This window comes from Bacillus sp. AY18-3 (assembly GCF_008042305.1).
GTDB classification, from domain to species: Bacteria; Bacillota; Bacilli; order Bacillales; family Bacillaceae_G; genus Bacillus_A; species Bacillus_A wiedmannii.
In genome coordinates this window covers 245172-271165 of the sequence record NZ_QKQR01000006.1, presented here as the reverse complement: position 1 = coordinate 271165, position 25994 = coordinate 245172, and the positions used below count along the sequence as shown (strand labels likewise).

Genomic DNA, 25994 nt, shown 5'->3' with positions numbered 1-25994 from the left:
ATGTTATCTCTTTTCTATATTCTCGGCTGACAGATCGGGCAGTAATGCGTTCCTCTTCCGCCAACAACTGTTTTTTCTAATATCGTACCGCAAGTCACACATGGTTCTCCTTTTTTTCCGTATACATTTAGAAGTTCTTGGAATGAGCCAATTTGCCCTTGCGAATTCATATACGTTCGAATTGTACTTCCGCCTCGCTTTACCGCTTCACCTAACGTTGTAACAGTCGCCTCGTAAATTCGTTCAATTTCTTCTGCTGTTAAAGACGAAGCTTCTCGTTCCGGATGAATTTGAGAACGGAATAAAACTTCATCTACATATATATTTCCAAGCCCTACTAAAAGACGCTGGTCTAATAATACGACTTTTATTTTACGATTGGTCTTTTGCAATCTTTCTTGTAAATACTGCGGTGTCAATTCAGCATCAAACGGCTCCGGACCTAAGTCAGCAAGAGGCATTTGATTCAATTCTTCACCTTTCTTAAAGAGATGCATCGTACCAAACTTTCTCACATCTTTATAATGTAATTCAGTTCCATCTGTAAATAAGAAACGGATGTGTGTATGCTTATCAATTGGCTCGTCCTCTTGATGCAGTAAAAACTTACCTTCCATACGCAAATGTGAAACAATAACATAATTCGTTACATATAAAAGCAAAAACTTTCCTCTTCGCTTTATATTTTCAATCTTCTCGCCTCTTAGCATTTCTTTAAAGATTTCTGCATCATCTGGACGTTTTACTATTTTGGGATAGGTAACAATGACATCTTCAATTGTTTTTCCTGTCACAAGATTTTCAAGTGTCCGTCTGACGTTTTCAACCTCTGGTAATTCAGGCATTTCATCACTTCCTTATTTTGCGTCGTACCAAGTTGGACCGTAAGAATAATCAACTTTCAGCGGAACTGCGAGTTCAATTGCATGCTCCATTACTTCTGGTACAAGCTTCTCTAATTTTTCAATTTCTTCTTTTGGCGCTTCAAATATCAATTCATCGTGTACTTGCAGAAGTAGACGCGCCTGTAATCCTTCTTCTTCTAGACGGTCTGCCATAATAATCATCGCTTTTTTAATAATATCTGCTGCAGTCCCTTGAATTGGTGTATTCATAGCCGTACGCTCAGCAAAGCTACGTAAATTGAAATTACGACTCGTAATTTCCGGAATATAACGGCGGCGATTTAATAATGTAGCCACATACCCTTTTTGTTTCGCATCTTTTACGATGTCACTCATGTATTCTTGTACACCAGGGAAACTTTCTAAATACTTTTCAATAAATTCCGCTGCTGCTTTTCTTGTAATTCCTAAGTTTTGTGAAAGACCATAATCACTAATACCATATACAATTCCGAAATTGACAGCTTTCGCTTGTCGTCTCATATTCGAAGTTACTTCATCTTTTTCAACGCCAAATACATCCATCGCTGTTTTCGTATGAATATCCATGTCATGTTGGAACGCTTCAACTAGCCCTTTATCATTTGCAATATGAGCTAATACGCGAAGTTCAATTTGTGAATAATCTGCCGCATACATAATCCATCCTTCTTCTGATGGAACAAATGCCTGACGAATCTTTCTTCCTTCTTCTAATCGAATCGGGATATTTTGCAAGTTCGGATCCGTTGAACTTAATCGACCTGTTTGCGTTAATACTTGATTGAAACGAGTATGGATTTTAGATGAATCTTCATGTACAACTTTTAATAAACCTTCAATATAAGTTGAATTTAGTTTCCCTAATTGACGATAATGTAAAATGTTTGGAATGATTTCATGGCGATCCATAAGCTTTTCTAGTACATCTGCTGACGTAGAATAACCTGTTTTCGTCTTTTTAATAACTGGTAAGTTTAAGTTCTCAAACAGAATAACACCAAGCTGCTTCGGTGAATTAATATTAAATTCTGTTCCCGCAAGCTTATAAATTTCCTGTTCCATTTCCTTTAATCTACCTGCAAGTTCTTCTCCCATATTACGAAGACGCTCCGTATCAACTTTTACACCTTTTACTTCCATATCAGCTAATACACGCGCAAGTGGTAATTCTAACTCTGTAAACAGTTCATATTGCTCATTCTTTTGTAACTCTTCAACGAATGTTTGCTTTACATCATATAATACGTGCACTTTACGAGCTACATGCTCCGCTACTACTTCTAGCTCTGGAACAGCACGCTTCGCACCTTTTCCGTAAACTTCTTCATCAGATTTCACAGCATGTGTTTCTTTCATTTTTGCTACAGTACGGAAATCTTTATCCGTATCAGCCGGGTCAAGTAAATAAGCAGCGATTAGTAGATCAAAGTCAATCCCTTGCATATCTATCCCGTTCCATTTAAGTGCAACGATTGCGCGCTTCGCATCAAATGTATACTTTCTCATTTCTCCATCTGCAAGCCACTCTTTAAAAGCGTCTGACTTAAGAGCAATTTCTGTTTGAATAAAGTAACAGCCATTTTCATTTTGAATACCAAAACCTTGAATGTCCGCTTTATGATAGTTATCTTCTTGTACTTCAACAATAAGCGCACTATCTTGCACTAGCATTTCTTCTGTAACTTCTTCCACAATATCAAATGTAATATCATCTAATTCAGCTGGAGTCGTTTCTTCTGGCGTAACACCTAATTTATTTAAAAGGGATGTAAATCCTAAATTCTCGAACATTGGAATCACATCACTTGCTTCATACCCTTTATACTCCATATCATCCACATGCACTGTAATCGGCGCATCTGTAATAATAGTTGCAAGATCTTTACTCATAAGAGCTTGGTCTTTATTTGCTTCTAGCTTTTCTTTTAATTTCTTCCCGCTTACTTGATCTATATTTTCATACACTGCCTCGACCGTTTCAAACTGTGTTAACAATTTAATCGCAGTTTTTTCACCAACTCCTGGTACACCTGGAATATTATCTGACTGGTCTCCCATTAAACCTTTCATATCGATAATTTGCTTTGGTGATAAGCTGTATTTCTCAAATAAAGCTTCTTTCGTATATTCATCCACTTCTGTAATCCCTTTACGAGGAATACATACGAGTGTATTATCTGAAACAAGTTGCAGTAAGTCTTTATCTCCTGAAATAACTTTTACATGAAACCCTTGTTCACTCGCTTCTTTCGCTAACGTCCCCATAATGTCATCCGCTTCATAATTTTCTAATTCATAACGTGGTACGTTGAATGCATCAAGCATCTCACGAATAAATGGGAATTGCTCTGATAATTCAGGTGGAGTCTTTTGACGTCCTCCTTTATACTCACTATACGTTTTATGACGGAATGTCGTTTTACCCGCATCAAACGCTACTAACATATGCGTTGGTTTTTCTTCCTCTAATATTCTCATTAACATCATTGTAAAACCGTAAATTGCGTTCGTATGTATACCTTTGTCGTTATTTAAAAGCGGTAGTGCAAAGAAAGCACGATACGCGATATTGTTACCATCTACTAATACGACCTTTTTTTCCAAACCAGAAACCTCCCCATACAAATTTGAAATGATTTTTTTCACAGAAAAAAAACCGTTCCTTTCCTCTCTCTATATTAACATGACTAATAGAGAGAAGAAAAATAACGGCTATTTTCTATCATATATACAAACGTTTACTAACATAAAAGGGAAGTGACGAGAATAGCATAACTATTCTCGTCCAAAATTACTCCTTGGATGAAGGGGTTTTCATGTATTATATTAACAGACCTTTATTAATATTTAATTAAGCCATTGTTAATATATTGTAAACATCCTTCATCCTATTTTTCAGTTGCTGATTTTGGTAAAACAACTGTAAATGTTGTCCCTTCCCCAACTTCACTATCCACTGTAATCGTGCCGTGATGTGCCTCAACTAAATGCTTTACAATCGATAATCCAAGGCCTGTACCACCAGTATTTCTACTTCTCGCTTTGTCCACTCGGTAAAAGCGTTCAAAAATACGCGGAATTTCATCTTTACTAATACCAATTCCCGTATCCGATACTTTTATATAAGCATTATATTTATCTTCTGCTAATTCTACAGAAACAACGCCTCCAGCCGGCGTATATACGATTGCGTTATTCATTAAATTAATAAAGATTTGCTTCAAACGACTTGGATCTCCAATGACCGAGACTCCTTTTAGCGCATTTACTTGTAAAGAAATTTCTTTTTCTCCTGCTTTGTTATCAAGCACCATATGAATGTCTTCAAGAAGTCCCTTCATATCAACGGTCCCCATACTCAATTTAAATCCTTGTTGCTCAATCTTTGATAAATCTAATAAATCTTCAATTAACCCTTGCATGCGTTCACTTTCTTTTAAAATAATGTGCAAGAAATGTTCGCAGAATTTTTTATTATCCATAGCACCGTCCAAGAGCGTTTCTGAAAAACCTTTAATAGAAGTAATCGGTGTCTTTAGTTCATGAGAAACATTCGCTAAAAAGTCTTTTCTCATTTGTTCTAATTTCTTTAGCTCAGTAATGTCATGGAATACAAGGACAATCCCTTTCCATTCATGGTTCGTCCCGATAATCGGTGCTCCATATACTTCAAAATGCTTTCGCTCAATTCCAAGCGGCAATAACATTTGTTTACGCACTTTCACTTCTGTCATAAAGATTTCTTCCACGAGCTCTATAATTTCTGTATGATGAAACGACTCATAATATAAACGATCTAAATATTCTTCATCTGTTACGTGGAAAGTCTCCTTATAAGAACGGTTTACAAGGTTTATATAACCGCGGCTATCAATTAAAATCATTCCGCTTCCCATATTTTCAATTAACGTATGCAGACGATCTTGTTGCATTTCTTGTTCAAGTGTCATCTCTTGTAAATTACGGGCTAAAATATTAATTGCTTTACTCAGCATTCCCGTTTCATCCGAATGACTTTCATAAGCGCGTGCTTTATAATTTCCCTTCGCTAATTCGATAGCAACTTTCGTAACGGATTCAATTGGCCTAATATATTGCCCTGTAATTTTCATACCTAAAAATACGACTACGAGACAAGCGATAACAAATCCGATAATTAATAATCCCCACGTTTTTTGATGAACAGTTTTCAAAGGTTCAATTGTACTTTTCACTAAAATGTATCCTTGTTTCCCTGCTACATCTTGAACGAATACCGCATGATAAAATTCATTATTCTGATCCGTTTCTTTCGTAATGACTTTGTTTCTTTGTTTTGTTGTTTCAGAAGAAAGTTCTTTAATTATCCCTTGGCTAAATGCAGACTGTTCTCCGCCGCTATATTGAACTTTCTTTTTTTCATCTACAAATGCAATAGAAGCCTGTATTTTTTCTTCTAACTTTTCAAATACATATGGATTTTTTAAAACATTATCAAAACCCTGTTCTTCTGCTAATACCGCAACATACTCTGTCTCTTTTACCATTCTCTCTTTTGCATGATCTATATAGTAGTTTTCAAACACGGTTTCCAGTAATAAACCTAGTCCAACTAAAATAAAAACAATAAGAGAAACAAATGTAAAAAGAAGCCTGGAACGAAATTTATTCATCCCCTTTTGGCTCCTCTAATTTATATCCTAAACCACGTATCGTTTTAATGTACGTCGGTTTTTTCGTATTTTGTTCAATTTTATCGCGCAAATGGCTAATATGAACGTCAACAATTCGTGTATCACCAGCAAAATCATAGTTCCATACAGCACTTAATAATTGATCACGTGTCAACACGCGACTTTTATTTTTCGCAAGATAAACAAGTAGTTCAAATTCTTTTGGTGTTAATTCAAGCTTTCTTCCTTGGAAATAAGCCTCATAAAATTCCGGCAAAATTTTAAGTTCAGCAAGTGTGATGCTCTCTTCATCTGACGCTTCTTTCACTTGTTCTTCTTGTTGTAATTTCGTGCGGCGCAAAATTGCCTTCACACGCGCAACAACTTCCCTTGGGCTAAATGGCTTCGTCATATAATCATCTGCCCCAAGTTCAAGACCTAGCACCTTATCAAATTCATCATCTTTTGCTGTTAACATTAAAATCGGCGTCATAACGCGCTGCAATCGTAATTCTTTACACACTTCCATACCATCCATTTTTGGAAGCATTAAATCTAATATAATTAAATCTGGGCGTTCTGTTGTCGCTTTTTGAAGCGCCATTTCTCCATCCATCGCTGTTATCACTTCAAACCCAGCTTGTTGTAGATTAAATTCAATTAAAGTTAAGATAAACTCCTCATCATCAACTACTAAAATACGATTGTTCATTCTTTTCCTCCAAGTTATAGACTTGAAACCTTCTTCATCCTAGTATTTTCCCCGTTATTCTCATCATACTAGAAAACAAGTTCCCTCTCAATATAATTGTCTATTCATGGAGCTCGTTTCTACCAATGCTTCGAAAATAAAAGCAATTAACACTTCATTCTCTCTCCCTCTCCGCTATCCAAACTCGGTAGATAAACCTACCTTTTTCAAAGTATTTTTCCGTATGAACCACAAATCCCCTCTCCTGCGCTAGGAAAAACGAAAGAGCATACGCTATTTTATAGTCCGGTGTTTCATATCTATCAAATAGTCTTCCATACATTTCATTCGCGACCCCGTCTGCCCACACTTCAGCTTCTCTTATCGTTTCAAAGATAACATCTTCTTTTTTCCACTTCACCTTAAAAATCACCCCTTTTATTGACTTACATTATTAATCTTTATATCATTAATTTAAATATATAAATATTAAAAACACGGAGGTCTATTATGCGATTAGTTCTACCTATTCTATCTTTAGTAGTAACATGTATTCTTACTTTCAACGCCCCAAGCTGGGATACTATTAAAACAGGTTGTTCCGATTTCGCCGAAGGATTCACACAAGGATTCTTCAACTAAAAATAGCGCTAGCCCCCTTATAGAAAGGTATGCTAGCGCTATTCATATTTTCATGTTTTAAAAATTATCTAATGCTTTTTCCATAATAGAAACTGATTTAAAAGGCGGCGTTACTGTTAAAGAACCCTTTACAACCGTTTCTCCTTTTTCATCATGAGCAGATACAAGCATATCAATTGTATGTTCCTCCTCAGAAACAGCTACAACTTCAAAATGGATTTGTAACGTTTCATAATGATGAACATGCTTCACGAACGTAAGGTCCTTCCTAGTAATATGACTGCCTGGACCTGGTAAATATTTCGTAACTGCCGTTGTAATCATTCCCGTTAGCATAATGCTTGGTACAATCGGCTTTTCATACGGAGTTTGGGATGCGTAATCATGCTGAATATATAATGGATTGGCATCATTCGTTAACCCTAAGTACAATAACAAATCTTTATCCTCAATTTTTTCAGTGATAGATAATTTCTCTCCTACTGTAATTTCATCCATTCTACGACCAATTTGAACTTTTTTCTTTAACATGTTACAACCCCCTCCGATTTTTTCACCTTATTATCCTACTAATAGCGATACCTTATCCGAAATTTACTATGATGAGGGCAATGTATAGTATAAATCTATAGTTTCATTATAGGATACACCAAATGATAGCGTTTTCATATTATTTCAAAAAAACATTTGAATAAATAGTAGAAAAAGATTCGGGGCCCCGAATCTTTTTCTACTTAATATTTAATTATTAAACAAGAACCTTCATTATATTACGTACAGATTCTACAGAGCGATCTAACGCTTCTCTTTCATCTGTAAGAAGTTCTAACTCAATAATTTTTTCAATTCCGTTACCACCTAGAATTACTGGTACGCCTAAGTAAAGGTCGCTATAACCATATTCACCTTCAAGGTACGCAATAGCTGGTAATACACGGCGTTGATCTTTTAAGATTGCTTCTGTCATTTCAACTAAAGAAGCAGCTGGTGCGTAATATGCACTACCGTTTCCTAATAAGCCTACAATCTCGCCGCCACCTTTACGGGTACGTTCTACGATTGCTTCTAAACGCTCTTTCGGAATTAACGTTTCTAACGGAATGCCACCTGCATAAGAATAACGTACAAGAGGTACCATATCGTCACCGTGTCCACCAAGAACAAATCCTGTAATATCTTTCACAGAAAGATTTAATTCTTGTGCAATAAATGTACGGAAACGAGCTGTATCTAATACGCCCGATTGACCGATAACACGCTCTTTCGGGAATCCTGCTTCTTTAAATACAGAATATGTCATTGCATCAACTGGATTTGTTAACACAACAATAATCGCATTTGGTGAATGTTTTGCAATGTCGCGCGTAATACTTTTCATAATTTTAGAGTTTGTTGCTACTAAGTCATCACGGCTCATACCAGGCTTACGTGCAATACCTGCTGTAATAACGACAACGTCAGAATCAGCAGTATCTGCGTAATCAGATGTTCCAATAATGTTAGCATCAAAACCTTGTACTGGGCTCGCTTCTAACATATCTAACGCTTTCCCTTTTGTTGGATTTTCCAGTTGTGGAATGTCCACTAATACAACATCTGCAAGTTCTTTTTGTGCTAATAAGAATGCTGTTGTTGCTCCTGTAAATCCTGCACCGATGACTGAAACTTTCTTGCGTTTGATTGTCATAATTTACCCCCCGCTTTAATTATGCGTTTTTGATTATCGCTACATCCATGTTTTTAATAAGTTCATTAGCGAACTCAGAACATTTCACTTCTGTTGCACCTTCCATTAAGCGTGCGAAATCATAAGTTACTACTTTTGAAGCAATTGTTTTCTCAACTGAATCAGTTACTAATTTCGCAGCTTCGTTCCATCCTAAGTGCTCTAATAATAATACACCAGAAAGAAGAACTGAAGATGGGTTTACTTTGTCTAAACCTGCATATTTTGGAGCTGTACCATGTGTAGCTTCAAAGATAGCATGTCCAGTCACATAGTTAATGTTTGCACCAGGTGCAATACCAATTCCACCTACTTGTGCAGCAAGTGCATCAGAGATGTAGTCTCCGTTTAAGTTCATTGTTGCAACAACATCGAACTCACGTGGACGAGTTAAAATCTGTTGTAAGAAGATGTCTGCAATAGAATCTTTTACGATGATTTTCCCAGCCACTTCAGCGTCTGCCATCGCTTTATTCGCTGCATCTTTACCATCTTTCTCAACGATACGATCATATTCAGCCCAAGTAAATACTTTATCGCCGAATTCTTGTTCCGCTACTTCGTAACCCCAGTTTTTGAAAGCACCTTCTGTAAATTTCATAATGTTTCCTTTATGAACTAATGTAACAGAAGAACGTTTTTCGTTAATTGCATATTGAATTGCAGCACGAACAAGACGCTTTGTCCCTTCTTCTGAGATTGGTTTAATACCAATACCAGATGTTTCTGGGAAGCGAATTTTATTAACACCCATTGCTTCTTTTAAGAAAGCAAGGACTTTTTCTGCTTCCGGAGATCCTTGTGCATATTCAATTCCAGCATAAATGTCTTCTGTATTCTCACGGAAAATAACCATATCAGTATCTTCCGGACGTTTTACAGGTGAAGGAACACCATCAAAATAACGAACTGGACGTAGACATACATATAAATCTAATTCTTGACGAAGTGCTACGTTTAGAGAACGAATACCACCGCCAACTGGAGTTGTAAGTGGACCTTTAATCGCGATTAAATATTCACGGATTAAATTTAAAGTTTCTTCTGGTAACCACTCGCCTGTTTGGTTGAATGCTTTTTCCCCTGCAAGCACTTCTTTCCAAACGATTTTCTTCTCACCATCATAAGCTTTTTCAACTGCTGCTTCTAGTACACGAGATGCAGCTGCCCAAATATCAGGACCAATTCCATCTCCTTCGATAAATGGAATAATCGGATTGTTTGGTACATTCATAACACCATTAGTTACAATAATTTTTTCACCTGTCGTCAATGTGATAACCCCCATGTTTGAAATTTCATATGTATGAAACTGAGGGAATAACCCCTCAGTTCAAACCGTTATTTAAATTAAAATATTCTAATCATTACGTCTTTCCGAAAAAATCAGACTTTTGAAAGCGTATTTTCACTATCAAAATAGTGTTTTTCGCTTATCGTTGTGCAATTGGAACGTACACTTGATGTGTTGGTCCATTATAATCAGCACGCGGACGGATTAAACGGTTGTTTTCATATTGTTCTAGAATATGAGCTAACCAGCCTGACATACGGCTAATTGCAAAAATAGGTGTAAATAAGTCATGGTCAATTCCTAAACAATGGTATACAGAAGCTGAATAGAAATCAACATTTGGTGGAAGACCTTTTTCTTTTGTTACAATGTCTTCAATTTTGATAGACATATTATACCATTTGTCTTCTCCTAAAAGCACGCATAATCTCTTAGACATTTCGCGTAAATGTTTTGCACGCGGATCACCCTGCTCATATACACGGTGGCCAAAGCCCATGATTTTCACTTTATTTTGAAGAGCATTATGAATATATGATTCTACATTTTCTTCTTCGCCAATTTCAGTTAGCATCTTCATTACATTTTCGTTTGCCCCGCCGTGAAGAGGACCTTTTAACGCACCGATTGCTGCTGTAATACCAGAATATACATCTGAAAGTGTAGCTACACAAACGCGTGCAGTAAATGTAGAAGCGTTTAACTCATGATCTGCGTGAAGTACAAGCGCCTTGTCAAAAGCTTCAATTTCAACTTCATTTGGCTCGCGATCATTTAACATGTACAAGAAGTTTGCAGCTAATGATAAATCGTTTCTAGGCTCAACAACATCTAAACCTTTACGAATTCTTGCATAAGCAGCAACTAAAGTTCCCACTTGAGCCTGCAATTTAACCGCTTTCAAATAATTGGAGTTTTCATCCATAATTTCAGCGCTCTCATCGTATAATGATAGCATGGAAATTGCAGTTCGTAAAACAGACATCGGATGTGCGATTTTTAAATCTACTTGTTTCAAATATGTTAAAATCTCACCTGGAACTTTATAGTATTCCGATACAATCTCTTTAAATTTCGCTAGTTCTTGTTCATTAGGAAGCTTGCGATGCCATAATAAGTACACTACTTCTTCAAATGTAGCATTCTCAGCTAAATCATCAATATTATACCCAACATAAGTTAATGTATCATCAATAATAGAGCTCACAGATGATGTTGTTGCTACTACCCCTTCTAAACCTCGAATAACAGTCATGACATTCTCTCCTTTTCCTGAAAATTCTCCCAACCTTGCTCCTTATATCTATTTGCTTCCCTTTTGAATTATGAACGCCCGTTCACTCTTTAGGCAAGCAAAATGCACGATCATGCAAATTTGTTGCGATGTTCCCCTCTTATTGTCCATTGTTTACATGGAAAGCATGAGCGTGAATGTCTCCCCGAATCCTCACGCTCAAAACAACAAGTTAGTGAGGAAAATTAATCCCGAAGAGTTTTATGATAAAAACAACATAAAACAATATCATTATAAAATTGTTTTATGTTGTTTTTATTTTATCTGGTGTAAAGTCTCTGCTGTTATGTAACTTTTCAAAGTTTCTAATCCTATTATAAACAATTATCTGACTTTTGTGAACAGAAAGAATTCAAAAATTTTATATTACTATAAAATTCCTTATTTAAACATCTGTATAATACTCATAACTGCATAGGCAATTCCAGCCCCAATTAATGGACCTACAGCAACTCCATTAAATAAAGCAACCGCTATAATTGTCCCGAAAACGAGCGCAGTTGTAATATGAGGATCCGTCGTCAATAATTGTACGCCGCCTTTCGCTAACAAAGCAACCGCTACCCCTGAAGCTAAAGCAATCCATGCATAATACGATTTCGCCGCTTCTCCAAGTTGTTTAAAACCTATTTCCCCCGTTGCAATCGGTACGAGTACTGCTATTGTAATAACCGTTACACCGAGGTTAATCCCTTTCGTTTGTAGATAAGGAAAGACTTTATCTCCTAGAAACGTAAATTTCAATAAAAATAACACACCAATAGCTACAGTAAGCGATTGGTTTTTAGCAACAAGTCCTATAATAAGTAGTATGAATAAAAATAACGTTGACTGACTAATCATGTTTACACTTCCTTTCTGAAAATAATGAACTCATTTCCAAACAAAAATACCTTTAAACCTATCGTTATACATGCTATATCGATGTATATTCAACAATAACCACTTCATTTTTTATGTATTTTAAAATGCTAAACTGAGACTTTCATCATCAAAAATTTAAGCCTATATACATTTTTGAAAACGATTGTCTCTCCTTTCTTTTCTAATAAGAAACAGGTAAAATAAAAAGAAGAGAAAATGAAGTTTTTACCATATAGTAGAAGCATCAACACCAAGCTTTTACAGTCACTCATGTACTGAAAAAGCAGGAAAAATCCATCATTCCACTATAACATAAAGTGAAACTTTAATCAGTGCAGCACACTCGTTATAAGTTGAACGAATTAGGATAATCCAAATTGGAATGGGAGGTATACATCTTTGAACCGAAACTTACTATATATGATATTGCGACTCATATTTGTCATTGTAGCAACGGTAGCCGGGTTCTATGCATTACTATATATGTCAGGACTTATCTATCCTTTTATTATCGCTTTCGCATTTGCTTATTTGATTAATCCTGTCGTCAATTTCCTTAATCAAAAACTACAATTTCCTCGCGCACTCGCAGTACTCGTTAGCTTAATTCTCGTATTTGGAGCTATCGTCGGACTCGTTACATACCTTGTAACAGAAGCCATATCTGCTACAACATACTTACTACAACTTGTTACAGTAAAGTTTCCAGATATCGTTGCATTCGCTCAGCAATTTGCACTTAATCATATTATGCCTCTCTATGATGATTTAATTTCTAAATTTAATCATCTTGGGGAACCACAGCGCTATACGATTACACAAAACATTCAAAACTTAGGAACCGAAGCAACGACGCAAATGAAAGAACTTTTAACTGCTATTATAAGCGGGTTAACAAATTTCATTAGTGCATTACCAACCACTTTAACTGTCCTTGTATTCGTTTTATTAGCCACTTTCTTCATTAGTTACGATTGGCATCGTCTTGCTCAGAAAGTAAGAAAATTTTTGCCCAATCGTGTTCATGGCTATGGAAAAACTATTTTTGTCGACTTAAGAAAAGCTTTATTTGGTTTTGTTAAAGCGCAACTTACACTCGTATCTATGACAACTGTTATTGTACTAATCGGACTTTTAATATTACGCGTACCATACGCCATTACTATCGCGATTATTACAGGGGTTGTAGATTTACTCCCGTATTTAGGAACAGGTGCCGTCTTCGTTCCTTGGGTTATATACGTATTTTTCACTGGCGATACTGCTTTCGCCATCGGTCTTCTCGTCTTATACATCGTCGTGATTGTCCAAAGACAAATTATGGAGCCTAAAGTACTTTCATCTAATATCGGCCTCGATCCATTAGCAACACTGATCGCTCTATTTGTCGGCTTTAAGCTTTTTGGCTTTTTAGGATTAATCATCGGTCCAGTCATCTTAGTACTACTTAATACATTGCACAAAGCTCGTGTATTCCATGATTTGTGGAAATATATTAAAGGCTCACCTTCAAAATAATAGTTTCTAATTCATATACAACAAAAAACTTATATGTAATCAGTGGGAATTTCCCACTGATTATTCCTTATACTTGTTTTTCACACTCATTACATACAACAAGAGAATTTCCCACAAAAAGGATAATACTCTTGTTTTTTTGCATAGAAAACGCATATTCCGAGGTATTTTTACATATTTATTCTATTATTTTTATAATTATTACTTACATTTATTACTTTTTATGTAAATGAATAAATATGCAAAACGGTATAAAATAAGACTTAAACTAACATTTTTCCTGTTCGTATCTAACTTTTCCATACCAATTGATTCTTTTTATATACAAAAACCAGCTTGAGTTCATATGAATTTCCCTACAACACACTCATTAAGAACTACCTCCATATCCAATCGAAAAATACATAGCAAATATAATAAGGCAAAACTATGATCAGTAAGGATTTTGTCCACCACCGATTATTAACTTTCACCAACCGGACTTGTATGAGCAGTCTGATTTCCACTTAACTCCTTCGCATTCACCACATTTTAAGGCATGATACAGCAAAACTTTAATCAACAGAACTTCATCCATCTCTCATCCTTTTGCGGGCAAAAAAATAGTGCTTAGATCGCTATAATCTAAGCACTATTTCTGCACAATAATAGTAGAACTCTTTCTAAACTTCCATTCCATCCACTTCATAACAAATGGCTTCAACAAAGCCCTCGTCATAGGGATAACGAAGATCAAACCTATTATATCCGTTACGTATCCAGGAAGTACCAAAAGAATACCTCCTACAAAGATAAAAATACCATCCAGTACCGCTCCTCCTGGCATTTCTCCTCTATTCAACTTAGATTGAATCTCTCTAAGCACTTTAAATCCTTGTCTTTTCGCCAAATAGACACCTACAACACCCGTAAATACAATCATAGCGAACGTAGACCATAAACCTATTACATGACTCGATCCAATTAAGACTGTAATCTCAATCGCCGGTATTAAAATAAACAAGAATAGTAACCACTTCATAGTTCTACACTCCTCTCACTCATCACTTTAAACGAACCCAGAGCGCCCGTATACGCTACACAGAAACTAAACACCTTTCCCTATTGAACCTCATAACAAACGGATTTTAAACGTAATTCCAGGCGTTTCAAGCTGATTCCACCTCGTTTTTGTGTAAAAAAAAGAGAAGGACTCCGATCCTTCTCTTCGTATTACTTATAGCACTTCCGCATGTCCATTATAAACAATTCCGCGTGCTGCATCAACTGTTACTTCTTGGCCATTTTTTAAAGTTGCTGTTACGCCGTTTACACCAACGATAACAGGAATACCGATTGATACACCTACAACAGCCGCATGGCTTGTTAGACCGCCTTCTTCTACAACTAGAGCAGCAGCTTTTTCGATTGCAGGAATCATATCTTTATCAGTGCTTGTTGTAACAAGGATATCACCTTTGTTTACGTTCGCTACAGCTTCAGCAGCTGTTTTCGCTACAACTACTTTACCTTTTGCAGCTTTACGACCGATTCCTTGTCCTTTCGCAACTTCTTCACCAACAACATGGATTTTCATTAAGTTTGTTGTACCAGTTTCAGCAACTGGAACACCAGCAGTGATTACTACAGTGTCTCCAAGTCCAATTAGACCTGCATCCATACCTGTTTGAATTGCAGTATCTAACATTTCGTCAGTAGACGCTGCACGTTTTCCAGCCATAAATGCTTGTACACCCCAAACAAGTGCAAGACGACGTCCTACTTGCTCGTCAGATGTTACAGCTACGATTGGAGATTTCGGACGGTATTTAGAGATCATTTTCGCAGTATGTCCACTTTCTGTTGGAGCTACGATTGCAGCTACATCAAGAGCAAGTGCTGTATGCGCAACAGATTGGCTAATTGCATCTGTAATTGTTGGAGTGAACTCTTTAATACGTTTTTTGAACATATCTTCATATTGTAATGATTTTTCAACACGTACTGCAATGTTAGCCATCATTGTTACTGCTTCTACTGGGTATTGACCAGCAGCTGTTTCACCTGAAAGCATGATTGCATCTGTACCATCGAAGATTGCGTTAGCTACGTCACTTGCTTCCGCACGAGTTGGACGTGGGTTACGTTGCATAGAATCTAACATTTGTGTCGCAGTAATAACCGGTTTACCTAACACGTTACATTTTTTGATTAGACGTTTTTGTACTAATGGTACTTCTTCTGGCGGAATTTCTACACCCATATCACCACGAGCTACCATTAAACCGTCAGAAACTTCTAAGATTGAATCGATGTTATCGATACCCTCTTGGTTTTCGATTTTTGGTACGATTTGGATGTATTGAGCGTTATGCTCTTCTAATAATTCACGGATTTCTAATACGTCAGATGCTTTACGTACGAATGAAGCTGCGATGAAATCAACTTTTTGCTCGATACCGAAGACGATATCTTTTACGTCTTTTTCAGTGATACCAGGAAGCTTAATGCTTACGTTTGGTACGTTAACACCTTTTTTATTTTTTACAGTTCCGCTGTTTAAAACTTTTGTACGGATGTTTCCGTCAGCTTTTTCGATTACTTCTAGTTCGATAAGACCGTCATCGATTAGAATACGAGAACCTGGGTCTACATCGTCATAAAGACCAGCATAAGATACAGAGAACTTCTCTGCAGTACCTAATACTTGCTCAGTAGAAAGAACTACTTCTGCACCTGTTACAAGCTCAGCTTGTCCGTCTACGAAGTCGTGAGTACGGATTTCTGGACCTTTTGTATCAAGTAAGATACCAACTGTTTTACCAGTTTTCTTTGAAGCTTCACGAATATTTTTAATACGAGCGCCGTGCTCTTCATGGCTACCATGAGAGAAGTTTAAACGAGCAACGTTCATACCCGCTTCGATTAATTGTTCTAATTTCTCAATACTTTCACTAGCAGGACCTATAGTACATACAATTTTAGTTTTACGCATATTGCACCTCCGAAAATTATGAAACCGTTCCCAAATATCCGACATTAAGCCGATTAGATGGATAATTCTTTAGATAATTGATACATATCTTTATCGATTGTATGCTTTTGAGCTAACGCTTCGATAATATCATGATCAACAAGTTTATTATCTTGAATACCTACACAGCGTCCACCTCTACCAGCAATTAATAATTCAACTGCTCTTGCGCCAAGACGACTTGCTAATACACGGTCTTGTGCACTTGGTGATCCACCACGTTGTACGTGACCTAATACAGTTACACGAGTATCAAAGTTTGTTGCTTCTTCAATGTGCTTACCGATGTCAATTGCACTTCCAACACCTTCAGCCACAATGATAATACTGTGTTTTTTACCACGTTCACTACCACGCTTCAGACGAGCAATAACATCTTCCATGTCATACTCTTCTTCTGGAATTAAGATTGTTTCGGCACCATCAGCTAAACCAGCCCATAATGCGATATCTCCAGCATGACGTCCCATTACTTCGATAACATATGTACGTTCATGAGATGTAGCTGTGTCACGAATTTTATCAATTGCATCAATAACAGTATTTAAAGCTGTATCGAAACCAATTGTGAAGTCTGTTCCAGGAATATCATTGTCGATTGTACCTGGTACACCAACACATGGGAATCCTTGTTCAGTTAATTTTTTAGCACCTTGGTAAGAGCCATCTCCACCAATAACAACAAGTCCTTCGATACCGTGTTTCTTTAATTGCTCGATACCTTTTAATCGTACTTCTGGATCTTTAAACTCAGGACATCTTGCTGTATATAATTTCGTACCACCACGGTGGATAATATCGCCAACAGAACCAAGTTCTAATTTTTCAATATGACCAGAAATTAAACCCGCGTATCCATGGTAAATACCATATACTTCAATATCATGGAAAATCGCTTTACGAACAACTGCACGAATGGCAGCATTCATACCAGGTGAATCTCCACCACTTGTTAATACACCAATACGTTTCATTTGTACTCACCTCATAAAGATTATTTGCCTTATAATAAAATAACACGAAAAAATATAAAAACACAATGGAGAAGATGTGTCTTTTCATAATAAAAACGTGCATTCGCGAAGAGGAACGCACGCTTTTATTATTTTATCCCAATGGAAGCGTTTGAAAACGAAACTTGCCCAATTTTCATATATTTTTCATAACGTTTTTCGATTAATTCATCTTTCGAAATTCCGCTTAATTGTTCAAAAGTTTTCTTAAGCATTAAATCTATATTTTCTGATTGTTTTAAAATGTTACGATGCGCTCCACCTTTTGCCTCTGGAATAATTTCGTCAATTACACCTAATTCTTTCAAATCTAATGCTGTAATTTTCATCGCTTCTGCAGCTTCTTTTGCTTTACCAGCGTCTTTCCAAAGAATTGCCGCCGCACCCTCTGGTGTAATAACAGAATACGTGGAATTTTCCAGCATATGAATGTAATCTCCTACTCCAAGACCTAACGCACCACCACTACCACCTTCACCGATAACAATACAAATAACAGGTACCGTTAAACCCGCCATTTCAAATAAATTACGGGCAATCGCCTCACTTTGTCCACGTTCTTCAGCTGCTTTACCAGGATAAGCTCCCTTCGTATCGATGAAACAAATAATAGGACGATTAAACTTTTCCGCTTGTTTCATTAGACGCAGTGCTTTTCGATATCCTTCTGGATGAGGCATCCCAAAATTACGACGAATATTTTCTTTCGTATCTTTTCCGCGTTGGTGCCCAATTACAGTTACAGGCATCCCCTTATATTTCGCAATGCCGCCGACAATCGCTGCATCGTCGCCAAATAGGCGATCTCCATGACATTCAAAAAAATTAGTAAATAAGTGCTCAATATAATCGAGCGTTGTCGGTCGTTCTGCATGACGAGCAATTTGAACACGGTCCCATACTTTCATATTGCCGTATATATCTTCCTCTAATTTTTCTAGCTTGTCTTCCAAAATACGAATCTCCTCACTGAAGTCCATCTGGCTGTTTTTCGTATAGTCTTTCAGTTCACGAATCTTATTTCTTAGCTCAACAACTGGTTTTTCAAATTCTAGCTCTGCCATACAGCCATTTCCCCTCCTTGATGAACTTCTAAAATCTTACGGAGTGATTCTCTCATATCATCACGATGCACAACCGCATCTAATTGACCGTGCTCTAATAAAAATTCTGCCGTTTGGAAATCTTCCGGTAGTTTTTCACGCACTGTTTGTTCAATTACACGTCTACCAGCAAATCCGATAAGTGCACCTGGCTCTGCAAGATTGTAATCACCAAGTGAAGCGAAACTCGCTGAAACCCCGCCCGTCGTTGGGTGAGTCATAACAGAAATAAATAACCCTCCTGCATTACTATGCTTTTTCAAAGCTACGCTTGTTTTTGCCATTTGCATTAAACTTAATATCCCTTCTTGCATACGGGCACCACCCGACGCAGTAAAGATAATAAATGGAACTTGTAAGTCGTATGCTTTTTCAACTGCACGGGCAATTTTCTCTCCTACAACAGAGCCCATGCTGCCCATTCGAAAACGAGAATCCATTACTGCAACAACAACAAGCATGTCATCAATTGTTCCTTCACCAGTTACAACCGCTTCGTTCAATTTAGTCTTCTTACGATCGCTCTCTAGTTTCTCTTCGTATCCTGGAAACTCGAGTGGATTTAATGAAACCATTTCTTTGTCATACTCACGGAATGACCCTTCGTCCAATATACTATCAAGACGTTCCCATGCATTCATAGGATGATGATATCCACAATTCACACATACTTTTAAATTTTTTAGAAGCTCTTTCGTATACATGATTTTTTTACATTTCGGACATTTTGTCATAACACCATCCGGTACATCTTTTCGTACTTGTTCTGAAGGTATTGCAGCGTACTTTTTCTTTTTCACGAATAAATCTCTTAGCACAATTTGACCCCCTTCGTTGAGAGCTAAGGTTAGCGCAAGAAGAAAATTGGGCTAACACCAAAGTTTGATGTTAGCCTTATCTTCTCAATCTGTCTAATAACCTCACTCTTTACGTTTAACTTTAACCGCTACGCGATAGAATGTTTGTCATAACGTGTCATGGTCATTTCGACAAATTTTATACATTACGAGTGAAACTGTATATTCTCTACTAATTCATCGTAAATTTTTAGTGCATCATTTTCTTGTTTTTCTTCCAAAGTAGCATAAAGCTTTCTATACATATCGATAGAATCTCCTGAAACTTCACAAGAAAGAGTTGATACGTAATCATTTACGATCATCCAAATGCGATATAGTAAATAATTATCGACTTGTTCAATGAGTGTTTTAAAGAACGTTTGATGAAGCATTGGAATCGAGTTTTCATTTTCTTCAAGCACTTGATTTAATTTTCTTAGCACTTTAGAAAACGTTTCTTTCGGCAAATTACATACAATTCGAATCATATCTTTCTCAAGCAATCGTTTTGTTTGTAATAAATCACGAATTGTTTTCTCATCTTGCAGCAAGAACGGCGCAATCAATTGTACAAGACCGTTATCGTAAAAGTTTCGAATAAACGTCCCTTCACCACGTCTCGTTTCAATCAATCCTACCAGTTCTAAAGCACGCAATGCTTCTCTTACAGAGGAACGCCCTACGTTTAAACGTGAACTTAACTCACGCTCAGACGGCAAACGATCCCCCGCCACCAATCCATCTTCTTCCATAATGGAACGGATTTTTTTTACAATTTCGAGATATACTTTTGTATTTGATGATGTCAATGGAAATTCCTCGCTTATTCTTTACCAATCAGCGCTAATTGTTTTGTTTTCTCAGCAATCTCATTTGGATCTACTTGACGGCGAGCTACTCCTGTCTCCATTGCAGCTTTCGCAACGTAAGCTGCCACTTGAGGCGCTACACGCGCGTCAAACGGTGCCGGAATGATATAGTCTGCATTCAACTCATCTTCTGCTACAAGCTCAGCAATAGCCTGTACAGCCGCCATCTTCATTTCTTCGTTAATTTGTGTCGCATGTACGTCAAGTGCACCACGGAAAATACCAGGGAACGCTAGTACATTATTTACTTGGTTCGCGAAGTCAGAACGACCCGTTCCAACAACAGCTGCGCCCGCTGCTTTTGCCAATTCTGGCATAATTTCTGGAACTGGATTCGCCATTGCAAAAATAATTGCATCGTCATTCATTGTACGAACCATCTCTTCTGTTAATGCACCTTCTGCAGATACACCAATGAATACGTCCGCACCTTGTACAACGTCAGCTAAAGAACCTTCAATACGATTCTTATTTGTATATTTTGCAACTTCATCCTTCACCGGATTCATACCTGTAGGACGACCATCATAGATTGCGCCTTTACGGTCACACATAATAATGTCGCGTACACCATAGCGATATAAAAGTTTAATAATTGCAATACCTGCTGCACCTGCGCCATTTGCGACAACTTTAATGTCAGACATTTTCTTTCCAACTAATTTTAGCGCGTTCACAAGACCTGCTACTGTTACGATAGCTGTTCCGTGTTGATCATCATGGAAGATAGGAATATTTGTTTCTTTTTTCAAACGTTCTTCAATAATGAAGCAGTTTGGTGCTGCGATATCCTCTAAGTTAACGCCGCCAAAAGTTGGCTCCATTAATTTTACAGTTTCAACAATTTTATCTACATCGTTTGTATTTAAGGCAATTGGGAATGCATCTACACCAGCAAAGCTCTTGAATAATACAGCTTTACCTTCCATTACTGGAAGAGATGCTTCAGGTCCAATGTTACCAAGACCAAGTACAGCCGTTCCATCTGTCACAACTGCTACCATATTTCCCTTCATCGTATATTCATATACCTTACTTTTATCGTCATAAATTTCCTTACAAGGTTCTGCAACCCCTGGAGAATATGCAAGACTTAAATCTTTTGCATTTTCTACTTTTACTTTTGATACAGTTTCTAATTTTCCTTGATGCACTTTATGCATGTGAAGTGCTTCTTCACGAAGTGTTGACAAACTATCCACTCTCCTCAAATTATTCTAGCTGATATCAATTTCTCCAAGTGGTCTGACCACGAACACTACTACTATAATAATCGAAGTGTAGGGAAATTGTCCATTATATTTTCACAACTACATTTTCTTCCCCGACAATTTCACGAAGTGCTCCTAAACATTCTTCACTTGGATGAATCGATAAACTTCGAGACAATTGTACCATTTTATGTTCCTTTTCATAATAAATTAGTACTTTCGCAAAACCTGAATAGTCAAACAATATTTTAGTAACCTGATTTAAAAGCTTTTTCTCATACTGAGACGACAATTTCACGTAAACAGATGCATCTTTCTTTTCTTCATACACATCCATTTCTTCTAACGGATATAGTCCATTTACAATCCATTGCAACTTATGATTTCTAAGCTCAATCATGCCGTCAACTAAAACAATTGCTCCTTCTTGTAACTTATCTGAGAAATGTATATATGTTTCAGGGAAAAGAACTGCTTCCATTTCATCGTTTTGATCACAAAATGTAATAAACGCCATCTTTTGCAACTTTTTCGTACGAATCACTCTCACGCTTGTTATATACACGATAGCCCTTTGTACTTTTTTCTTATGTCGCATTGCCTGAGCAAGAGATGGAATTTCTAATTCTTTCGCTAACTTCACATACTGCGCTGTCGGATAGCTTGATAAATAAAAACCTAGTGCTTCCTTCTCTTTATTTAACTGTTCAATAAAAGAGAGCTCTTCTCCTTGCACGTATTTTGATTTTGGAACAGCATCTCCTAAATCACGTGCAAGATTTGCGTACTCTAACGCTCCTTTAAGGCTTTTCCATAAATTTGTTCTCGAAACACCAAAATCGTCAAAACACCCAGACCAGACGAACGCCTCTAAATTTCGCTCTGTTACAAACTTTGATGGCATGCGAAGACAAAATTCAAATAAATCTTCAAATACTTTTTTCTCTCGTTCTTCGAGTAATGCTGTCACTGTAGCCATTCCGATGTTTCGAATTGAAAGTAAGCTGTAACGTATCGCATTACCTTCTATTTGGAAATTGTAACCACTTCTCTGAAGAGACGGCGGCAAAACGTGAAAACCTTTCCGCTTCGTTTCTCGTATATACTGCACAATCTTATCTTCATTTCCAATTGCACTTGATAATAATGCTGTCATAAATTCCAGCGTATAATTCGCTTTTAAGTAAGCAAGCTGATATCCAATCATACTGTAGGCTACAGCGTGACTTCGGTTAAAACCGTAATTCGCAAATCTTACAATTAAATCGTAAATTTTCTCTGCGGATGTCTCGTCATAACCATTTTGTAAACAGCCTTGTACAAAATGCTTACGCTCCTGATCTAAAATATCACGATTTTTTTTACTCACTGCTCGGCGTAATAAATCTGCTTCTCCGAGCGAGAATCCCGCCAACTTCGACGCAATTTGCATAATTTGTTCTTGGTATACAATTACACCGTATGTTCTTTCTAAAATTGGCTTTAAATCCGGATGTAAATATTCAATTTTTCTTTTTCCGTGCTTTGATTCAATAAAGGTTGGAATTTGTTCCATTGGTCCTGGTCTATATAACGAGTTAACAGCGACAATATCTTCAAATTCATTCGGTTTTAACCCGCGAAGTACATTTCGCATACCACCTGATTCAAGCTGGAATACACCTGTTGTATCCCCTCTACCTAACAATTGGAACGTCTTTTCATCTTGAAGTGGTAAATTTCTTAAATCAATTTGTGTCCCCGTCTTTTTCACGATAAACTTTATAATATTTTCAAGTAACGTTAAATTACGTAATCCTAAAAAATCCATCTTTAACAAACCAAGTTCTTCTAATGCATCAGCTGGGTATTGCGTAACATACACATCGTTATGCCCTTCTTGTATTGCAACACTTCCGGTTAACGGCTCTTGGCTCATAATAACGCCAGCTGCATGAATAGACGTATGACGTGGTAAGCCTTCTACACGTTTTGCAATTTCAAACACACGCTCATGTAACAGATTCCCTTGTATAAACTCACGGAGTGATTGCGATTCCTCATATGCATCTTTTAACGTTATACCAAGCTTTGATGGGATAAGTTTTGAAAATATGTCAATGTCTCGCGGCGGAAGCCCCATTACACGCGCAATATCTCTAATTGCCGCTTTCGCTGCAAGCGTCCCGAACGTTACAATTTGTGCAACACGCAGCTGACCATATTTATCTTTCACATATCGAATCATCTCATCACGTCTTATATCTGGAAAATCGATATCAATATCTGGAAGTGTCACACGTTCAGGATTTAAAAATCTTTCAAATAATAGATCGTATTCAATCGGATCAATATCTGTAATTTCTAATACGTAAGAAACGAGTGAGCCGGCTGCCGATCCACGTCCTGGTCCTGTTAAAATATGATTTTCATGCGCATACTTCATAAAATCCCACACGATGAGGAAATAATCACTAAACCCCATACTAGAAATAACGTTTAATTCATGATTCAAACGCTTTATATGTACTTCTTTCGGCGTACCATATCGTTTCTGCAAGCCTTCTTCACAAACGCGGCGTAAATACATATCATTCGTCTCGTTAGCTGGAACAGGAAATTTCGGTAATTGATTTATATGAAACGGTATTTCTACTCTGCAACGTTCTGCAATTTCTACTGTGTTATAAATCGCTTCTTCTACGTGAGAAAATAGTGCTTCCATTTCATCTGATGATTTTAAATAATATTGATCAGTTTTCAACCTTGGTCTATCTGGATCAGTCATTTTCGTTCCACTTTCAACAGATAATAAGCACTCATGAACAAGTGCGTCACTTTGATTGATGTAGCGTACATCGTTTGTTGCAACGACTGGAACATTTATCCTACTCATAAATGCAGGTAATTTCTCTTGCAGGAGCAGTTCATCTTGAATCGCATGATGCTGCAAACTCATATAAAAATTGTCGAACATACTTTGATACATGCGAGCTACTTCTTCAGCTTGACTCTCTTTGTCTTCTAATAATAATTTTTCAATTTCCCCATCTTTACCTGGTGAAATAGCAATTAATCCTTTCGCATAATGGGCAAGCCACTTTTTCGGAATACCTTCTTTTGACTTCGTCATAATGCTACTAGAAATCTTTAATAAATTTTGATAGCCCATTTCATTTTCAGCAAGTAAAACAAGCGGATAAGATTTTTCCTCTTCTTCACTAAAAATAGAAGCTGTTAAGCCGATAATAGGCTGTATACCATGTTTCTTACATGCTTTATAAAACGGAATAACGCCATACATAACATTTTCGTCCGTAATAGCGAGTGACGAGAAACCAAGTTCTTTCGCCCTGACTACAAGCTCATCAATTTTACAAGCACTTTTTAATAAACTAAAAACGGTTTGACATTGTAAATGCACAAACTTCACTGTTGTACCCTCTCTTTACCAATCTGACTACTTTTATTATAGGTGATGAGGAAAGCGGAAATCAAAACATACTTCTTATACTTTGTCCATATATATGAAGAAGAAAGGGGAATGACGATGGATGTAAGAGAACATACTTTTTTCTCTCTGCTTATTATTAGTTATTTTATTGCCTTTGGGGTGATACTTGGTGGTTCATTAATTGGTGGATTTGGTGCATTTCTTATCGGAAAACCAACTCTAACTTACATTAATCAATTCGCCCAAAATTTAAGAATTTGGGCACTCGTTGCAGCAATTGGCGGAACATTTGATACTTTTTATAGCTTTGAAAGAAGTTTCTTTGGCGGAGATATGAAAGATATTGTAAAACAAATTCTCCTTATTTTTTTCGCAACGGGTGGTATGCAAACAGGTCTTACTATTATTAAATGGCTAACGCAGGAACATGTATGAGAGTACCAAGTGCCAATACAGCAAAAAAATGGTATTTAGTTTTAGCTGGTGCTGCTGTTGGAGGCGTGTTGAGCTGGTTTGTTTTTTTGTACATATACGGTGTTTTTCAAGAAGAACAAGCTAGTAAAATAGCAGAGCAACGAGAAATTATAGAAAAACAAGAAGCAAAGCTCCACGTCCTTCTCGAAGATCAAGAAAAATTGAATACAGAAAATAAACGGCTCTTAACTATTCAAGAGATTAAAATAAAACTTATAAATCGAGAAAAATACGATTTAGACAACCTTACACTCGAAAATATGACTACGTCTATCCATAATGACCTCCAACATCTTTTAACGAAAAACATTCAAAGTATAGCAAAAAATAAAGACCTACTCAAAAAGGTAATCGAAAACAAAACGTACAAACATTACGATCGGCTATACCGTTTCAAAGTCGATACGATATCTTTTGATACAGTGCTTGAAATTAGCATTACGATAGAGAAAGAAAAATAAAGAAGGAGGG

The 25994-nt window shown here is 36.9% G+C and carries 22 protein-coding genes; 4 read left to right on the top strand and 18 right to left on the bottom strand.

Annotated features, from left to right (window positions below; translation table 11 throughout):
• Positions 1-14 precede the first annotated feature (14 nt).
• The 5 genes from mutM to DM800_RS06710 form a co-directional block, all read right to left on the bottom strand.
• The gene (gene mutM / locus DM800_RS06730; protein WP_147786619.1) at positions 15-845 is read right to left on the bottom strand and encodes a DNA-formamidopyrimidine glycosylase; all 831 of its coding nucleotides are present in this window, start codon (positions 843-845) and stop codon (positions 15-17) included.
• Between the two features lie 12 nt (positions 846-857).
• On the bottom strand, positions 858-3491 hold the full coding sequence (gene polA, locus DM800_RS06725) for a DNA polymerase I (protein WP_048544346.1): 2634 nt from the start codon (positions 3489-3491) through the stop codon (positions 858-860).
• A 284-nt stretch (positions 3492-3775) separates the two neighbouring features.
• Positions 3776-5539, bottom strand: coding sequence for a sensory box histidine kinase PhoR (gene phoR, locus DM800_RS06720; RefSeq protein ID WP_088609288.1), 1764 nt, complete (start codon positions 5537-5539; stop codon positions 3776-3778).
• Positions 5532-6251, bottom strand: a complete 720-nt coding sequence (gene phoP / locus DM800_RS06715) for a two-component system response regulator PhoP (protein WP_001065223.1) — start codon at positions 6249-6251, stop codon at positions 5532-5534. The genes phoR and phoP overlap by 8 nt, the downstream gene beginning before the upstream one ends.
• 154 nt (positions 6252-6405) lie before the next feature.
• A complete protein-coding gene (locus DM800_RS06710; protein WP_000871398.1) occupies positions 6406-6651 on the bottom strand; it encodes a hypothetical protein in 246 nt (81 codons plus the stop codon).
• Positions 6652-6740: 89 nt separating this feature from the next.
• Here DM800_RS06710 and DM800_RS29565 point away from each other — a divergent pair, with 89 nt between their 5' ends.
• Positions 6741-6872, top strand: a complete 132-nt coding sequence (locus DM800_RS29565; protein WP_002122970.1) for a hypothetical protein — start codon at positions 6741-6743, stop codon at positions 6870-6872.
• A 57-nt stretch (positions 6873-6929) separates the two neighbouring features.
• Here DM800_RS29565 and DM800_RS06705 read toward each other — a convergent pair whose 3' ends face one another.
• The 5 genes from DM800_RS06705 to DM800_RS06680 form a co-directional block, all read right to left on the bottom strand.
• Positions 6930-7403, bottom strand: a complete 474-nt coding sequence (locus DM800_RS06705; protein ID WP_000914190.1) for a MaoC family dehydratase — start codon at positions 7401-7403, stop codon at positions 6930-6932.
• 217 nt (positions 7404-7620) lie between these two features.
• The gene (mdh, locus tag DM800_RS06700; protein ID WP_088609290.1) at positions 7621-8559 is read right to left on the bottom strand and encodes a malate dehydrogenase; all 939 of its coding nucleotides are present in this window, start codon (positions 8557-8559) and stop codon (positions 7621-7623) included.
• A gap of 19 nt (positions 8560-8578) precedes the next feature.
• Positions 8579-9871, bottom strand: a complete 1293-nt coding sequence (gene icd / locus DM800_RS06695) for an NADP-dependent isocitrate dehydrogenase (protein WP_147786618.1) — start codon at positions 9869-9871, stop codon at positions 8579-8581.
• A 160-nt stretch (positions 9872-10031) separates the two neighbouring features.
• On the bottom strand, positions 10032-11180 hold the full coding sequence (citZ, locus tag DM800_RS06690; RefSeq protein ID WP_000503659.1) for a citrate synthase: 1149 nt from the start codon (positions 11178-11180) through the stop codon (positions 10032-10034).
• Positions 11181-11567: 387 nt separating this feature from the next.
• Positions 11568-12029, bottom strand: a complete 462-nt coding sequence (locus tag DM800_RS06680) for a DUF441 domain-containing protein (RefSeq protein WP_000625511.1) — start codon at positions 12027-12029, stop codon at positions 11568-11570.
• Between the two features lie 420 nt (positions 12030-12449).
• Here DM800_RS06680 and ytvI point away from each other — a divergent pair, with 420 nt between their 5' ends.
• Positions 12450-13568 (top strand): sporulation integral membrane protein YtvI, encoded by a 1119-nt coding sequence (ytvI, locus tag DM800_RS06675; protein WP_147786617.1) that lies wholly within the window; start codon positions 12450-12452, stop codon positions 13566-13568.
• Positions 13569-14199: 631 nt separating this feature from the next.
• Here ytvI and DM800_RS06670 read toward each other — a convergent pair.
• The 8 genes from DM800_RS06670 to dnaE all read right to left on the bottom strand — a co-directional run bounded on the left by DM800_RS06670 (position 14200) and on the right by dnaE (position 25028).
• Entirely contained in the window at positions 14200-14589 is a 390-nt protein-coding gene (locus tag DM800_RS06670; RefSeq protein WP_048544357.1) for an FxsA family protein, read from the bottom strand.
• A 195-nt stretch (positions 14590-14784) separates the two neighbouring features.
• On the bottom strand, positions 14785-16542 hold the full coding sequence (gene pyk / locus DM800_RS06665) for a pyruvate kinase (protein ID WP_001232677.1): 1758 nt from the start codon (positions 16540-16542) through the stop codon (positions 14785-14787).
• 53 nt (positions 16543-16595) lie between these two features.
• Positions 16596-17555: a 6-phosphofructokinase gene (pfkA, locus tag DM800_RS06660; RefSeq protein WP_000821162.1), complete on the bottom strand. Its 960-nt coding sequence runs from the start codon at positions 17553-17555 to the stop codon at positions 16596-16598.
• Between the two features lie 128 nt (positions 17556-17683).
• A complete protein-coding gene (gene accA, locus DM800_RS06655) occupies positions 17684-18658 on the bottom strand; it encodes an acetyl-CoA carboxylase carboxyl transferase subunit alpha (protein ID WP_000818786.1) in 975 nt (324 codons plus the stop codon).
• Entirely contained in the window at positions 18646-19515 is an 870-nt protein-coding gene (accD, locus tag DM800_RS06650; RefSeq protein WP_000942866.1) for an acetyl-CoA carboxylase, carboxyltransferase subunit beta, read from the bottom strand. The genes accA and accD overlap by 13 nt, the downstream gene beginning before the upstream one ends.
• Before the next feature lie 185 nt (positions 19516-19700).
• Positions 19701-20345 carry a FadR/GntR family transcriptional regulator gene (locus DM800_RS06645; RefSeq protein ID WP_000204434.1) on the bottom strand — a complete coding sequence of 215 codons (645 nt, stop codon included), beginning with the start codon at positions 20343-20345 and terminating at the stop codon, positions 19701-19703.
• A gap of 14 nt (positions 20346-20359) precedes the next feature.
• On the bottom strand, positions 20360-21568 hold the full coding sequence (gene ystJ / locus DM800_RS06640) for an NADP-dependent malic enzyme (protein ID WP_161796084.1): 1209 nt from the start codon (positions 21566-21568) through the stop codon (positions 20360-20362).
• A 133-nt stretch (positions 21569-21701) separates the two neighbouring features.
• On the bottom strand, positions 21702-25028 hold the full coding sequence (gene dnaE / locus DM800_RS06635) for a DNA polymerase III subunit alpha (protein WP_060486540.1): 3327 nt from the start codon (positions 25026-25028) through the stop codon (positions 21702-21704).
• Between the two features lie 42 nt (positions 25029-25070).
• Between dnaE and ytrH the strand changes: the two genes are divergently transcribed.
• Together ytrH and ytrI are read left to right on the top strand one after the other, a co-directional pair.
• A complete protein-coding gene (gene ytrH, locus DM800_RS06630; RefSeq protein WP_073516695.1) occupies positions 25071-25484 on the top strand; it encodes a sporulation membrane protein YtrH in 414 nt (137 codons plus the stop codon).
• Entirely contained in the window at positions 25481-25984 is a 504-nt protein-coding gene (ytrI, locus tag DM800_RS06625) for a sporulation membrane protein YtrI (protein WP_046958744.1), read from the top strand. The genes ytrH and ytrI overlap by 4 nt, the downstream gene beginning before the upstream one ends.
• Positions 25985-25994 lie beyond the last annotated feature (10 nt).

Coding starts and splice junctions, on each gene's coding strand:
- mutM (WP_147786619.1), bottom strand. CDS start 845: ATGCCTGAATTACCAGAGGTTGAAAACGTCAGACGGACACTTGAAAAT.
- phoR (WP_088609288.1), bottom strand. CDS start 5,539: ATGAATAAATTTCGTTCCAGGCTTCTTTTTACATTTGTTTCTCTTATT.
- phoP (WP_001065223.1), bottom strand. CDS start 6,251: ATGAACAATCGTATTTTAGTAGTTGATGATGAGGAGTTTATCTTAACT.
- DM800_RS29565 (WP_002122970.1), top strand. CDS start 6,741: ATGCGATTAGTTCTACCTATTCTATCTTTAGTAGTAACATGTATTCTT.
- DM800_RS06705 (WP_000914190.1), bottom strand. CDS start 7,403: ATGTTAAAGAAAAAAGTTCAAATTGGTCGTAGAATGGATGAAATTACA.
- mdh (WP_088609290.1), bottom strand. CDS start 8,559: ATGACAATCAAACGCAAGAAAGTTTCAGTCATCGGTGCAGGATTTACA.
- DM800_RS06680 (WP_000625511.1), bottom strand. CDS start 12,029: ATGATTAGTCAGTCAACGTTATTTTTATTCATACTACTTATTATAGGA.
- DM800_RS06670 (WP_048544357.1), bottom strand. CDS start 14,589: ATGAAGTGGTTACTATTCTTGTTTATTTTAATACCGGCGATTGAGATT.
- pyk (WP_001232677.1), bottom strand. CDS start 16,542: ATGCGTAAAACTAAAATTGTATGTACTATAGGTCCTGCTAGTGAAAGT.
- pfkA (WP_000821162.1), bottom strand. CDS start 17,555: ATGAAACGTATTGGTGTATTAACAAGTGGTGGAGATTCACCTGGTATG.
- accA (WP_000818786.1), bottom strand. CDS start 18,658: ATGGCAGAGCTAGAATTTGAAAAACCAGTTGTTGAGCTAAGAAATAAG.
- ystJ (WP_161796084.1), bottom strand. CDS start 21,568: ATGCATAAAGTGCATCAAGGAAAATTAGAAACTGTATCAAAAGTAAAA.
- ytrI (WP_046958744.1), top strand. CDS start 25,481: ATGAGAGTACCAAGTGCCAATACAGCAAAAAAATGGTATTTAGTTTTA.